At 36.2% G+C, this 12,566-nt stretch carries 17 protein-coding genes and 2 pseudogenes; all 19 read right to left on the bottom strand.

Features of this window, described 5'->3' with window-relative positions; translation table 11 throughout:
• Positions 1–11 precede the first annotated feature (11 nt).
• Positions 12–272 (bottom strand): annotated as a pseudogene (locus BLV62_RS27740) (transposase); the annotation flags it as partial.
• A 62-nt stretch (positions 273–334) separates the two neighbouring features.
• Positions 335–1,159, bottom strand: a complete 825-nt coding sequence (locus BLV62_RS27735; protein ID WP_089766299.1) for an SDR family oxidoreductase — start codon at positions 1,157–1,159, stop codon at positions 335–337.
• A gap of 20 nt (positions 1,160–1,179) precedes the next feature.
• Positions 1,180–1,650, bottom strand: coding sequence for a nuclear transport factor 2 family protein (locus BLV62_RS27730; protein WP_089766298.1), 471 nt, complete (start codon positions 1,648–1,650; stop codon positions 1,180–1,182).
• Positions 1,651–1,664: 14 nt separating this feature from the next.
• A complete protein-coding gene (locus BLV62_RS27725) occupies positions 1,665–1,985 on the bottom strand; it encodes a hypothetical protein (protein WP_089766301.1) in 321 nt (106 codons plus the stop codon).
• A 101-nt stretch (positions 1,986–2,086) separates the two neighbouring features.
• Complete coding sequence (locus BLV62_RS27720) at positions 2,087–2,839, bottom strand: SDR family oxidoreductase (protein ID WP_089766296.1); 753 nt, start codon at positions 2,837–2,839, stop codon at positions 2,087–2,089.
• Positions 2,840–2,875: 36 nt separating this feature from the next.
• Positions 2,876–3,691 (bottom strand): SDR family NAD(P)-dependent oxidoreductase, encoded by an 816-nt coding sequence (locus tag BLV62_RS27715; RefSeq protein ID WP_089766295.1) that lies wholly within the window; start codon positions 3,689–3,691, stop codon positions 2,876–2,878.
• Between the two features lie 22 nt (positions 3,692–3,713).
• Positions 3,714–4,454 (bottom strand): SDR family oxidoreductase, encoded by a 741-nt coding sequence (locus BLV62_RS27710; RefSeq protein WP_089766294.1) that lies wholly within the window; start codon positions 4,452–4,454, stop codon positions 3,714–3,716.
• 84 nt (positions 4,455–4,538) lie between these two features.
• Positions 4,539–5,462, bottom strand: a complete 924-nt coding sequence (locus BLV62_RS27705) for a helix-turn-helix domain-containing protein (protein WP_089766292.1) — start codon at positions 5,460–5,462, stop codon at positions 4,539–4,541.
• Between the two features lie 64 nt (positions 5,463–5,526).
• The gene (locus BLV62_RS29070) at positions 5,527–5,763 is read right to left on the bottom strand and encodes a beta-ketoacyl synthase N-terminal-like domain-containing protein (RefSeq protein ID WP_371863519.1); all 237 of its coding nucleotides are present in this window, start codon (positions 5,761–5,763) and stop codon (positions 5,527–5,529) included.
• Positions 5,727–7,151, bottom strand: a complete 1,425-nt coding sequence (locus BLV62_RS27695; RefSeq protein WP_089766291.1) for an MFS transporter — start codon at positions 7,149–7,151, stop codon at positions 5,727–5,729. The genes BLV62_RS29070 and BLV62_RS27695 overlap by 37 nt, the downstream gene beginning before the upstream one ends.
• Before the next feature lie 32 nt (positions 7,152–7,183).
• Positions 7,184–8,128 (bottom strand): alpha/beta fold hydrolase, encoded by a 945-nt coding sequence (locus tag BLV62_RS27690; RefSeq protein WP_089766289.1) that lies wholly within the window; start codon positions 8,126–8,128, stop codon positions 7,184–7,186.
• 346 nt (positions 8,129–8,474) lie between these two features.
• Positions 8,475–8,855: a Rid family detoxifying hydrolase gene (locus tag BLV62_RS27685; protein WP_089766288.1), complete on the bottom strand. Its 381-nt coding sequence runs from the start codon at positions 8,853–8,855 to the stop codon at positions 8,475–8,477.
• 91 nt (positions 8,856–8,946) lie between these two features.
• Positions 8,947–9,510: a TetR/AcrR family transcriptional regulator gene (locus BLV62_RS27680; RefSeq protein WP_089766286.1), complete on the bottom strand. Its 564-nt coding sequence runs from the start codon at positions 9,508–9,510 to the stop codon at positions 8,947–8,949.
• Position 9,511: 1 nt separating this feature from the next.
• Positions 9,512–10,402, bottom strand: coding sequence for a DMT family transporter (locus tag BLV62_RS27675; protein ID WP_089766285.1), 891 nt, complete (start codon positions 10,400–10,402; stop codon positions 9,512–9,514).
• 121 nt (positions 10,403–10,523) lie between these two features.
• Positions 10,524–10,970, bottom strand: a complete 447-nt coding sequence (locus BLV62_RS28895; protein ID WP_258522526.1) for an RteC domain-containing protein — start codon at positions 10,968–10,970, stop codon at positions 10,524–10,526.
• Positions 10,903–11,286 carry an RteC domain-containing protein gene (locus BLV62_RS28890; protein WP_258522525.1) on the bottom strand — a complete coding sequence of 128 codons (384 nt, stop codon included), beginning with the start codon at positions 11,284–11,286 and terminating at the stop codon, positions 10,903–10,905. The genes BLV62_RS28895 and BLV62_RS28890 overlap by 68 nt, the downstream gene beginning before the upstream one ends.
• Positions 11,287–11,396: 110 nt before the next feature.
• Positions 11,397–11,813 (bottom strand): EamA family transporter, encoded by a 417-nt coding sequence (locus tag BLV62_RS27665; RefSeq protein WP_089766283.1) that lies wholly within the window; start codon positions 11,811–11,813, stop codon positions 11,397–11,399.
• Between the two features lie 11 nt (positions 11,814–11,824).
• Positions 11,825–12,211 (bottom strand): phosphatase PAP2 family protein, encoded by a 387-nt coding sequence (locus BLV62_RS28720; protein WP_211118008.1) that lies wholly within the window; start codon positions 12,209–12,211, stop codon positions 11,825–11,827.
• A 161-nt stretch (positions 12,212–12,372) separates the two neighbouring features.
• A pseudogene (locus BLV62_RS28715) lies at positions 12,373–12,566 on the bottom strand (hypothetical protein); the annotation flags it as partial.

Below are 12,566 nucleotides of genomic sequence, written 5' to 3'. Positions count from 1 at the left end.
GGGCTTCAAAGCTTTTTTGCAATGACCTCCTTTGCCGCCTCCAAATCAAGGGCAAGATCAGCGTACATCCGCTTAAGCTTGCGGTTCTCTTCCTCCAGTTCCTTTACGCGTTTCAGCTCGCTGCCCTCAAGGCCACCGTATCGCTGCCGCCATTTGTAAAATGAGGCCGGACTAACTCCGTGTTCGCGCGTAATCTCCTGAACACTTTTACCCGCCTCGAATTCCTTAAGAATCTTACTGATCTGCTCCGGGTTGAATCGTTTACCTTTCATAATACACTGTTAAAGTTATCAATCATTTTTCTATTCTCTAACAGTCTTTTTTTAAGGGAAGCTTACACAGTAGCTAGTGTTATTTTTTTATGCAACTCAATATTTTTCTTTAAGACTTCTGCCTGATTAGAGGCTCTTTTGTAGGCATCTGAACCAATGAATAACAAATAGGGTGGGTTTTGCATCTTACTGATAGATAGCATTACTTCAGCAGCTTTGTCAGGGTCTCCAATCTGATTGCCGTTCATTTTGTCAAATTTTAAAATACTTGCATGGACATCTTCATAGTCACTGATTTGGTTTTTCGCAATTGAAAGGGATGCTTTGGTAAGAAATTCCGTTCTGAATGCACCCGGTGCCAATGCAGTAACTTTTATCCCTAAATTTTTAACATCCATGGCTAAACCTTCGGAAAGTCCAACTATTGCAAATTTTGTTGCCGAATAAACCGACCATCCCAATGAAGCAGAAACGCCACCTATGGAAGCTATATTGATAATATGTCCGCTCCTTTGCTTACGTAAATGGGGCAATGCGTGATGTATAACCCGTATGGTCGCCAAAATATTAATGTCCAAACTTTCCCTGACTTCATAATCTGATAATTCTTCAATAGAACCGCCTATTCCAAAGCCTGCATTATTAACCACAACATCCAAACCTCCAAAATGACTGATGCCCTGTTCTATGGATGATCTGATTTCTTCATCACTTGTTAGATCTACTTTTAAGGGTAATAAATTTGATGAATTAGCCTCTACATTTTCGATTAATGTATCTACCGTTCTTGTTGTAGCTATTACTTTTTGCCCCTCTTTTAATAATTTTTTCGTTAGTGCAAGTCCTAATCCTTTGGATGCACCAGTGATGTACCAAATTTTGCTCATTTTTTTTAATTTTATATTTTTTACTGTTTCATTAATTCATTCAATGCATAAGTGTCTAAAAATGCTACAGCTTCTACAATTTTCCCATCAATGATTTTCATTTTCCAGCAATAGGTATTGCGATACATGGTATTATTGATAGTTATTGCTGAACCTTTCCAATTCAGATAAACCCAGTTTCCATCCGCATGAATACTAATCAACTCTGGTTTTATAGCACTTTTAAATCTTGCATTTATGGGCTGTACAGCCTCTTTTAAGAATTCATTTTTCCCATGGTAAATTCCTGAAACGGGAGAACTGCCCGCCACTTCCCAAATAACATTATCATCCAACAGATCAAAAATGGTCGCTTTCCCCTGCTGCCATAAGGCGAACTGCTCTTCTATTATTTTTAATGGTGTGTTTATTGTTTGTGCCAACATCCGACTATTCATTGTAAACAATAACAGAAAAAACAGACTGCTCTTTAAAAACATTTTCATCTTCATAAGATTATATTTTATTAATTTGCCTGTCCGATTTCCAGACGAGAAATTCTATTATCGCTATCAAGATAAAATTTGAAATATGTTTTAAAATCTCCCCAAGTGTCACTGTGAAATTTTCCGTAAACATGTAACCCGTTATCTTCTGTCTTATCGATTGAGATAAAACGCTCATGACCTATACACTCTCTTGAAAACTTTTGTAAATCTCTCGGATTCCCGTCATCATACAGTTTTGCCTCTTTGGTAAAAAGTGAATTCCACGCATCTATATTACCATTTTGCCATGCGTCAATGGCCTGACGTGCTATTGTGTTTTTTATTGAACTAAGTTCCATATCATTTATAATTTTATGGTTATGATGACCAATTTGTCCGCATGATTCTATGGTACAAGTAAGCCAAAAAATGATTAGAATATTGTTTAACCTCATTATTACTACTGTGTGGCACCTCCATTTACCAATAAATGCTGACCGCTAACGAAAGAAGACAAATCACTAGCGAAAAATTCCGCAATATTGGCGACATCTTCCACTTCCGCCAAACGTCCCATGGGACAACTATCAACCAATGATTTTCGCAATTCAGGATAACTTTCCTTATCTGTAAATATCCCGGAATGATCTACGGCAAATGGTATGATGGAATTAACCGTTACTCCACGGTATCCTATTTCTTTTGACAGAACATCTACCAAATATCTTGGCGTTGTTTTGCTACCACCATAAACAGCCATGCCAGGAACAGGAAATGCAGTTGTACTGGATGCTATGTAGATAATACGACCATTATTTTCCACGTGTAGTGCAGCCTGCTGCATAGTAAAATATGCACCTTTGGTATTGATGGAAAACAGGCGATCAAACTGTTCTTCTGTAAATTCCGTAACAGGTGTTTCCACCATTTCGATACCGGCATTAGCCACTACAATATCAATTTTCCCGAAGGCTTTTTTAGCTTCCGCAAACAGGAATTTTATATCTTCTACTTTACTTACATCTGCCTGAATGGAAATCACTTTAACTCCCATTGCTTTAATGGTGCTTTCTACTTCAAGTGTTGATGTCCTATCCTTAGAATAATTGAGAACAATATCAGCTCCCAATGCGGCATAGCGTTCAGCAATTGCCTTTCCCAATCCCCTGCCGGAACCGGTAATTAATGCTACTTTATTATGTAACGTGTTCATTGTATTTGTTTATTATTAATTTCTGTAAATGTTTTTTTAAGCAAAATCTTTTGACTCCCTTCTGGTACTGATAAGATAATGCAGCATGGATGGAAACAGGCGTGAAACCGTGTCAATCATCCACATCATTTTACCTATCACTATTCTGAATTTTCCTTGTTGAACTTTGTTGATAATCTTACTGGCAGCCAACTCGAGGGGGTAAGCATTCTTCTGTAAAAAAAGCATTTCGTTTTGCCGTTTCTGTTCATTTGTACTTATTCCCTTTTTTACCAAATTAGTATTCATCGCAGGTGGTATAATGACTGAAACTTTAATGTTGGATTCATAAAGTTCAGTCCTTAATGCATAAGAAAAACCCATAATAGCACTTTTGGAGGCTCCATAAGTTGTTTTACCAGGAAACCCCATTAATGCAAAATCACTGATAACATTGGCAATTCGTGCTCTAGAAGATTTCTTTAACCCCGACAATAAATATTTTGTAGTAATTACCGTTCCCCAAAAATTTATATCAATAAGCTTTTTATAATCTTTAATATCAAGATCGTCAAACGGAATACTTATAGAAATACCGGCATTATTGAAAAGAACATCTATGTCAATAAACTGCTTTAGAATATCTTCGCAACAAATTTTTATTTCTTCAACATTGGCTAAATCAACCTTATATAGAAGAATTTGCTGATCGGTATTTTCAGACAGGCCATTACGTAACGAAATAAGTCCCTGATAATCTATATCAACTAATGCCAAACTATAATTACGATTCCAAAGCTCTTGTGCCAATGCACGTCCTGAACCACTGGCAGCACCAGTTACTACAGCATTTTTTTTATTTGAAATACCCATATTTATGTCAGGATTAACAGATTTAGGCCATTCCGCCGTTTACGCCAATATTTTGTGCTGAAATCCATTTTGCATCATCACTTGCAAGAAACACCACTAATTTGGCTATATCTGCCGGTTCTCCAATACGGTTAAAAGCCGATAAAGAAGCTAAACGAGCCACTAATTCTTCTGATTTTCCATCCATAAAGAGTTCTGTGTTTGTTGGGCCAGGTGAAACGGAATTTACATTAATACCTCTTGCCCCAACTTCTTTAGCAAATACGCGGGTTAACTGCTCCACAGCAGATTTAGTAGCAACATACGCTCCGTAAGTAGGCATAATCAGGCGGTTTACGGAAGTGGAAAAATTGATAATACTGCCGTTGTCCGACAATTTTGTTGCTGCTTCCCTAAGGGTATTAAAAACACCTTTGATGTTGATGTCCAAAATCTTCGTCAAATCCTCATCCGTTGTATCTTTTATGAGTTTGTACAGAATCACTCCGGCATTATTAACCAACACATCAATCTTACCGTAATGGGCAATGGATTCATCAAAAAGTTTTTTTACATCTTCCACTTTGCTTACATCGGCCTGAATGGCAAAAGCTTCACCACCAGATGCAGTTATCTCAGCAACAACTTTATCTGCTGCGGCTTTATTGCCTGCATAATTTATGATTACTTTGGCTCCGGCACGGGAAATTTCTTTCGCAATCTGAGCTCCGATACCTCTTGATGCACCTGTAACAAGTGCAATTTTGTTTGTTAGATTTTTCATTGTCTTTATCTTTTTTTGATAAGACAAAATTAAAACGGGTATCTTGCTGCAATTTTACGCAGTTCAAAGAAGAAGTTGCGAATTTTAAAGATATGCTAGTTTTCTGAACTGAGCCGGAGATATACCTTCGTGTTTTTTAAAGAAATTACTGAAATGAGACACCTCTGTAAACCCTAACCTGTATGAAATTTCTTTTATCGGGGTAGTTGAATGCTGTAATAAAGTTTTGGCTTCAATCATAGATTTATCTGCAATCCAAACGGCAATGGATTTTCCCGTCTTACTTTTAATGACACTGCTCAAATAATTAGGATGCAGGTTTAGTGCATCCGCGTAGTCCTGAACACGAAATGCGAAGTCCAATTTTCCAGAACTCAAATCCCTGTAATGCTGTTCCAACATTCTTTTGAATGAAATGACAATCTGTGAACTTCTGTTGCCTTCATAAATAGGATTATAGTCTTTCCATATGTGTTCTTTTATTCTAAACAGAATAACTGCAAGCAAGTGCCCTATTATTTTATACTTGGAATCTGAACCGGAATTGTATTCCTGTTGAATTTGTCCATATATATTTTCCAAAGAAAGAAAAAAAGCATCTGACACCGTTGTAGGTCTTATGATTTCGGTAAGCAGGAAAGGAAATTCTTCGTACACATCTTTCCCTATATACTTTTTCAAAAAAGTTTCATCAAAGGTAATGAGGCAAACATCTTTTATTTCTATCCAGCTGAATGTTCTGTAGTTACTTGGGTTAGTGAAATATATTAAATGTGGCGTAACATCAAAAATTTTATCATCTACTTTATATCGACCTTTGCCGTCTTTCACGAACAGAAATGAAAAAAAATTGGGACGGTAAGCTTCTGATTCGTAAGGTAAGCGAAAACCAATATCCTGTAAGTTGAAAATAGAAAAGCCTTCTGAAACATCAAATAAATCAAGTTTCAAATCGAGTTGCTTATAAAGCTCAAAAAGGGTGTTATATTCCGGTTTGATTTTTCCCATTCGAACTACAAAAATAAAAAATATTAAAAGAAAAAAAAATACAAGAATATTCGATTCTATTGGGTTAGATAAAATTTATTGAATTAAGAATAGTAGCCAATCTTATTTCTATTTTTGTAATTATAAAAGATAATAAAATGTCCGTCTTATCTATAGAATAGGAGATAACTAATTTGGCAGTATCAAATTTAGTAATGGGTGCAGCACCGCTAACACCATTTACTAATGATTGCCAAAAATCGTTTACATTGTTTCCTATGGGAGTTAAAGCTCCAAGTCCTGTAATGACAACTCTTTCCATATCTTCTTTTTTAAATCTTCAATAACTATCAACAATGCAAATGAAATTAACAGACAGCCAATTCCTGCATATAAACTGTAATGAAAGGCTGTAACAAAATCGTTCTTTGCTTTGGCAATCGTAAAAAATAAACCGCCTATGAAACACACCCCCATTGAAGAAGCTGTTTGCTGAATAGTATTATACATACCAGAAGCAATGCCTACAAAATGATGCGGTATGTTTTTTAGGGTAAGATTGATTAAAGATGGTAGTACTAAACCACCACAAAAGCCCTGAAAAGATAGCAAAAACAAAAAAGTGATTTCATTTGTTTGGTTATTAAGGAAAATTATTTGCAAAATGTAAACGATTATCATTAGTGCAACACCTATCTGAACAGGCTTTTTACCAAACTTATTTACTAAACGAACCGATAGAAAAGACGATAACATAAACAATACACCGTTTACGACAAAGTACATTCCTGCCTGCATTGATGTAAGGTTTAAGCCGCTTTGTAAATAGAATGTAGACACTAACAAATAGGAAGTGTGCATAGCAAAATAAAAAGCAACTAATATCAATCCTATATTATAATCTCTGATTTTGAACAGGCGTATGTCCATTAAAGGTTTTTGTTGTTTCTTTAATTTGTTTTTTTGATTGACAATGAAAACAAAAAACAATATCAGCGATGCCAACAGCATTGCAAAACTCCATAAGGGATAATCTTGTTCCCTTCCTTCCGTAAGTGGATAAATAAAAAATCCTAGCGCCAATGTGAACAGCGTTACTCCAGAATAATCAAATCTTTCTTGGAAATTGAGTTTGGTGTTTTCAAGATGTTTTTTTGCTAACAAAAAAGCAACAATGCCAATGGGTAAATTCACTAAAAAAATAAAACGCCAACCTTCAATAAAAGTATGTAAGCCTGAAAATAAACCGCCTAAAAATTGTCCCATTACAGAAGCAATACCCAATGTGATACCGATATAACCGATTGCTTTTGTACGTTCTTTACGTTCGGGAAATAAAACTTGCACATACGCTAATGCTTGTGATTGCATAAATGAACCGCTTACACCTTGAAAAAAACGTGCTGCAATCAGTACGATTACATTTGGTGCTAAACCGCAAATACAAGATGTGAGTACAAAGAAAAACATTCCCCATAAAAAAATTTTTTTCCTGCCGAAAATATCGCCTGCCCTACTACCTGTAACCTGAAAAGACCCAAACCCCAACAAATAAGCCGCAACTACCAATTCTATTGCTCCATCTGACGCATTGAAACTTTGCTTTATGGACGGCATTGCTATATTTACTATAAAAATATCTATTACTGTTAGTAACGGTGCGGTAAGCAATATGAAATGTTGTAACCACTTGTTAGAATGTTGCTCCATTATTTGATTATAGTATTATTTGCTTAATGCTTCTAAAAATTATTTGAGTTTAAAAATCGGTTAACATCACTACCAAATATTTCAGGATATTGAAAAAGAAAACCGTGTCCTGCATCGGGATATAAATTCAGTTGGGCATTGGGCAACAGGTTATACAGTTCAACCGAATTATGCGTAGGCATTTGAAGGTCTACTTTTCCGCCCGCAACTAAAATCGGGTTGGTTATGTTTTCGTATTGTATAGAATGAAGTGTGTCATTTCCCCAATTAAATCGGGCAGTGGCTTGAGATTGGGCTGCTTCTTTACTCACTGCCAAATCTTGGGGATATTTACTTGCTAACTTGCGTTGCCAAAATGCTTTTCCCAATTCACGACTTTTATCGGAAGCATTGAAAAAAAGTGATAAAAATTCTTCCATTCCCAATGTGGGTCTTGTAACCAATTCTGCAATTTTCGGGTCTCGCTGATTGATGCTTTTTGCTCCTTTGGGTGAAGTGCCTGCCAATATTGCATTGCGTACTATTTCATTGTGCAATACAAGTAATTCCTGCACTACGCAGCCGCCTATTGAAAAGCCAAGTACATCAACTTTATTATAACCAAGTGCTTTAATGAATAGGTAAGCATCTTCCGCCATTAACGCAAAACTTTCAGGTGTTTGTCCACCTGAACTTGCCACACCACGATTGTTGAACGTAATAACTGTACGTTCTGCTGCCAATTTCTCAAGTAATGCACCGTCCCAACTATCTAAATTGCCACGGGTGTGGATAAACAGAATAAGCGGAATAGTTGTTTTGGTGTTTGCTCCAATTTTTCGATAAGTAAAATAATTGCTATTTACTTTAATACTGTCTGTTTTATATTCATTCTTACTTACAGAAGTTTTTGTTTGTGCTTTTACATTGTTGATAAATCCTGACAACAGGAAAAAAGCACCGCTACTTAACAAAAGGAAAGTTCTTATATTATTCATTATATTTTAAGTTTACTTGTTTATTTTTCAAAAATCATTATCATGTCTTTTCTTCTTACTATACAGTTGGAAATAAAACCTTTACCGCTTCTTTTTTTGTTTAAAAGTTTGGCTAATGTTGTGATAATTCTTCCGCCTGTAGTTGAATTGGGGTTTTAGATTTTTTGCATCAATATTTTCTTTGCTTCTATGGAGTATTCATCATTCATATATCCCGATTTTGGAACAAGACTTGTTTCGATCAAACTATTTAAAACGTTGGGATGAGCACCAACAGAATAGTCGTTTTTGAAATTACAAGTCATTTTTACATTTCTTTTAATTATACATTTACAAAGAATTGATATTATTTAACTGCTGTTAATTCCATTTCTACCATTGCGTTTTTTGGTAATCCAGCAACCTGAACAGTTGTTCTCGCAGGTTCGAGTTCAGAAAATATTTTTGCGTATTCTTCGTTCATCGAAGCAAAATCTTTCATATCTGTCAGGTACACATTTACTTTAACCACATCAGACAGCGAATATCCCGCTTCCGAGACAATAGCTTTCATATTACTAAGCACTTGTTTGGTCTGCTCTCTTATTCCTCCAGTAACTAATTCTGTTTCTCCAGGTTTCATACCTATATTTCCAGATACATATAGTAATGCTCCTTGCGCTACGACCCCCTGTGAAAATGGACCTATCGGAGCCGGAGCATCCGAACTAAATATTACTTTTTTCATTTTGATTTTATTTAATTTTTGAGTGTGTATAATTTCTCCGTTGGCAAATGACCAGTTTTTCCAAGCTGTTTTCTGAAAGGAACAAACACATTTATATTAGTTTATCAGTAATTTCTTTGGCTCTGCCAATCATTATATTTCTTTTTTGAAAACTGGCTGTAATTGTGGCTCCCTCTATTAATAGATAGATAGTGTCTGCCAATTCCTCTTTGGTAAGTAGGTTATTTTGGGAACTTATGTCTTTTAGTATTTCCAAAATATAATCCCTAAACTTCATTTTATTTTTTTCAATGATTTGAAACGCTTTTTTATCATCTTGTGGTACCTCCGCACCAGCTTTGATAAAAGGACATCCTCCGAAACCACTTCGAACTTGTCTTTTTATCCTGAAATCAAACAGTCCTAAAATCTTATCTTTCGGTTTGTCAATTTTATCTATATAGGCATGTAATTGGACAAACCAATCGCTGCTACTGTCTTCCAGGTAAGCGTGAAGCAATTCTGTTTTGGATTTGAAATGATTATACAACGAACCTCTCGCAATTCCTGCTTCGTCAATAATCTGATTGATGCCTGTTGAATTATAGCCCTGCTTATAAAACAGGTTTGAAGCTGTTGTCAGGATTTTTTCTTTAACAATTTCAGATGGTGTCATATTATTTTTTCTTTAGTAAGTAAACTCCTAAAAGCACAATAAACGCTCCTAAAAAATCTGATAAAACGATGGGTTCTTTGCCTATAAATGCACCGATGATAAGAGCAACTATCGGGGGAATATATGTAACCGATGATGCTTTAACACCACCCAATTTATCAATGATAAAATAGTAAATAAGAAATGCCAATCCTGTACCTAAAAAGCTAAGACCGATAATCAAGCCTAAAGCAGCGTTTGTATTTGAAAACACGTTACTCATCCCCTCGAATGGAGTAATGGCAAGCAGAATAATGGTTGCTCCAATCAGTTGATAGGAGGTCAATGCAACACTCGGAATTTGTAAAGGGCTGACGAATTTTTTTGCATAGATAAAAGATGCCCCAAAACTTAACGAACCAACAACCATATAGGCTATTCCTTCCCAAGTAGTGGGAGTAAAATCAGCGTTAAAAGGTTTTGCAAGCAGAATGATACCGAGCAAACCAAGCAATAGTCCCAAAACTTTACGAAATGTGAGTTTTTCTTCATTCAAGAAAAGCATACCAAGTACAAACGAAAACAACGGAGTGGAACCACTCATTGCTCCGGCGATACCGGAATATAACAGATGCGACCCCATTACAAAGCAATAGTAATAAACCACTGCTGCCAGTAACGACATTACCAAAAAGTGATACCAATACTTTAAATGTTCTTTTTTGAATGAGTGGGTAAATATACCGTATGCGATAATAGGCAGTACAGATAAAGCCACTCTAAGAAATACAACTTGCATAGAGGCGATATAATGAGATACGAGCCTCATATAAATAAAATTACTCCCCCAGATTAAGCCTAATGCCCAAAATGCAAAAACGGGTAGCATTTTTTTTGAAGTTAGATTTTCCATTGTTGAATTAATATTTTCTATTCGAACAAAGATAGTAAAAAAACAATTAGATAGACAAGTCTATCTATCTTTAAATTATAACAAGGTCAGAAAAGGGCTATTCTGTTATAGAAATTTGCTATTATTCCTCTTCCTGCTCTTCCATCCGCTTTATCAGTGCATCACGCAGGCTGTCAAGAAATTTCGTTCGGTTTACCTTCCGGTTTTTAAGCTCCATAAAGGTATAATAGAAGTCGCCCAGGTCAATATGAAAGATGCTTTCAAAAGTTTTGGCAATGATTTTAATATCGGCATTATCGAATGCACCCTGAGCGTGAAGGGCGTATATCAGTTCGGTTAATGCAGTCTTGCTTCCCGCCCAGTTTAGTTTTGGCAGGTTGGTAGATTTTTCTTTATACACCGTTTTATGAAGCTGGTCTTCGAGATAGACTTGTATCAGGTCATTGGCGATAATCTTTGCTGCCTTGTAATCGTGAGAGGTAGAAAAGTTCGGGTCTGCTTCAAAATAAAACGTGTCCAGACTTAGCTTTATATCGTATTTGTTCCTTGAAAAACAACTGATCGTCAATGAAGGAATTATTGGTGCGGTAGTATTTATAAACTTCGAGGTTGTTATCAAAGTACCGTTTCAGCTTTTTCAGTTCATTGTTGAGGTAATTCCTGATAGGTTTTGCACCATAAGGCTTCTTTGTTTCGATTTTATAAATCGCATTATAATAAATCAGCTTTGATACGATGACAGGTTTCTGGTGTTTGAAAAAACGGATTTCTTCATCTGTATTCTTAAATCCTCTGTTCACTACATACTCTTTTACATTCGCCAGGCATTTGATGATAAGCCTGATTACGGTTTCAACCTGTTGTATGGAGCTATCTGCTTCCATTTCCAATTCTTTGATGTCCGTTTCGAGTTTTCTAATGTTTCATTGTAAAATTTTTCCATTCGGCTTTTGCTAAGTTCTGATTTGGGGAGATTAAAAAAAGTACGCAGGCATTACTTCCAAGCCAATAGTACGGTTCCGATGATAATAAGGCTTGCTCCTGCAAATGTCTTTAGCGTAAGCTGCTCGCCTAAAAACAGGACGGCAATGATGATTGTAAGGGCTACACTTAGCTTATCAACGGCTGCTACCTGCGATACTTTCCCTAATTGCAAGGCTTTAAAATAGAATAGCCACGATAAACCTGTGGCTATTCCTGAAATGATAAGAAAAGTGATATTCTGTTTTGATAAAATGCTCATTCCTTTTGCTTCGCCTCTTGCCATTATGATGCTCCATATCATTATCAATATGACAACCGTCCGTATCCCGGTTGCAAGATTGGAATTGACGTTCGCTATGCCCAGCTTACCGAATATGGCGGTAAGTGCAGCAAATAAGGCGGATAATAAAGCATAAACTAACCACATAATACACTGATTTAAAAATTCTGTACTAAGCCGATACCGAAACCTTTGTTCTGATAGTAAGGCATAACCATCGTTGCCGTTCTCTTTTCCTTACCCGTAAGCAAGCCATTGATTTTAGGGAAAAGCCAGTAAGCCAGCTCCGTGGAGAGAATGCCAAATCCTGCTCCTGCTACCACATCGCTTACCCAATGTTTATCGTTTACAGTTCTGTACACTCCGGTAAAAACCGCAGTGTTCTTAAACCCTCTTTTCAGAACACGCTCTTTTACTTCGGACAAGCTTTTTACAATCGTATTGATAATGGCTTCTAACCGTTTGGTTGGGCAATCCTCCTCAATTTCAAGTTCTATTATTCCTGTTCCCAAGTTTTGCAACATTTCTTTGTAGAATTTGTCCATCTAACATCATGTTTAATGTATCTTATTATTCATGATTCTTAACATTATTTATCATTATTGTCCGACAAAAATCGGGTTAAAAATGGCTGTAATCCCTTTCTGATAAGGATTACAGCCTAAAATTTGATTGTTTCAAAATGGGGGGAAGCTCCCCTCCTTTATTACGGTGAAAAGGCAAGCGATGATGCATTGTGTTTTTTTCTCCATGCTTTATATGTGTCTTTAATAAATTCCATCAGTCCAACATAGCTTGTCAGGTGTAATCTTATAACGGTGATCATATTAGCAAAAGATTTTTTCGTGGCAGCTTTCTTTCTGATGACCACCATCAGTAATTGAGCGATCAGCACGCAAT

It is taken from the genome of Chitinophaga terrae (ex Kim and Jung 2007) (assembly GCF_900107795.1).
Lineage (GTDB): Bacteria > Bacteroidota > Bacteroidia > Chitinophagales > Chitinophagaceae > Chitinophaga > Chitinophaga terrae.
This window is presented reverse-complemented; position numbering and strand designations above follow the sequence as displayed.

What these genes read in the sequence shown, in the direction of transcription:
- BLV62_RS27735 (WP_089766299.1), bottom strand. Translation starts at nt 1,159, where the DNA reads ATGAGCAAAATTTGGTACATCACTGGTGCATCCAAAGGATTAGGACTT.
- BLV62_RS27730 (WP_089766298.1), bottom strand. Translation starts at nt 1,650, where the DNA reads ATGAAGATGAAAATGTTTTTAAAGAGCAGTCTGTTTTTTCTGTTATTG.
- BLV62_RS27725 (WP_089766301.1), bottom strand. Translation starts at nt 1,985, where the DNA reads ATGGAACTTAGTTCAATAAAAAACACAATAGCACGTCAGGCCATTGAC.
- BLV62_RS27720 (WP_089766296.1), bottom strand. Translation starts at nt 2,839, where the DNA reads ATGAACACGTTACATAATAAAGTAGCATTAATTACCGGTTCCGGCAGG.
- BLV62_RS27715 (WP_089766295.1), bottom strand. Translation starts at nt 3,691, where the DNA reads ATGGGTATTTCAAATAAAAAAAATGCTGTAGTAACTGGTGCTGCCAGT.
- BLV62_RS27710 (WP_089766294.1), bottom strand. Translation starts at nt 4,454, where the DNA reads ATGAAAAATCTAACAAACAAAATTGCACTTGTTACAGGTGCATCAAGA.
- BLV62_RS27705 (WP_089766292.1), bottom strand. Translation starts at nt 5,462, where the DNA reads ATGGGAAAAATCAAACCGGAATATAACACCCTTTTTGAGCTTTATAAG.
- BLV62_RS29070 (WP_371863519.1), bottom strand. Translation starts at nt 5,763, where the DNA reads ATGGAAAGAGTTGTCATTACAGGACTTGGAGCTTTAACTCCCATAGGA.
- BLV62_RS27695 (WP_089766291.1), bottom strand. Translation starts at nt 7,151, where the DNA reads ATGGAGCAACATTCTAACAAGTGGTTACAACATTTCATATTGCTTACC.
- BLV62_RS27690 (WP_089766289.1), bottom strand. Translation starts at nt 8,128, where the DNA reads ATGAATAATATAAGAACTTTCCTTTTGTTAAGTAGCGGTGCTTTTTTC.
- BLV62_RS27685 (WP_089766288.1), bottom strand. Translation starts at nt 8,855, where the DNA reads ATGAAAAAAGTAATATTTAGTTCGGATGCTCCGGCTCCGATAGGTCCA.
- BLV62_RS27680 (WP_089766286.1), bottom strand. Translation starts at nt 9,510, where the DNA reads ATGACACCATCTGAAATTGTTAAAGAAAAAATCCTGACAACAGCTTCA.
- BLV62_RS27675 (WP_089766285.1), bottom strand. Translation starts at nt 10,402, where the DNA reads ATGGAAAATCTAACTTCAAAAAAAATGCTACCCGTTTTTGCATTTTGG.
- BLV62_RS28890 (WP_258522525.1), bottom strand. Translation starts at nt 11,286, where the DNA reads ATGGAAGCAGATAGCTCCATACAACAGGTTGAAACCGTAATCAGGCTT.
- BLV62_RS27665 (WP_089766283.1), bottom strand. Translation starts at nt 11,813, where the DNA reads ATGTGGTTAGTTTATGCTTTATTATCCGCCTTATTTGCTGCACTTACC.
- BLV62_RS28720 (WP_211118008.1), bottom strand. Translation starts at nt 12,211, where the DNA reads ATGGACAAATTCTACAAAGAAATGTTGCAAAACTTGGGAACAGGAATA.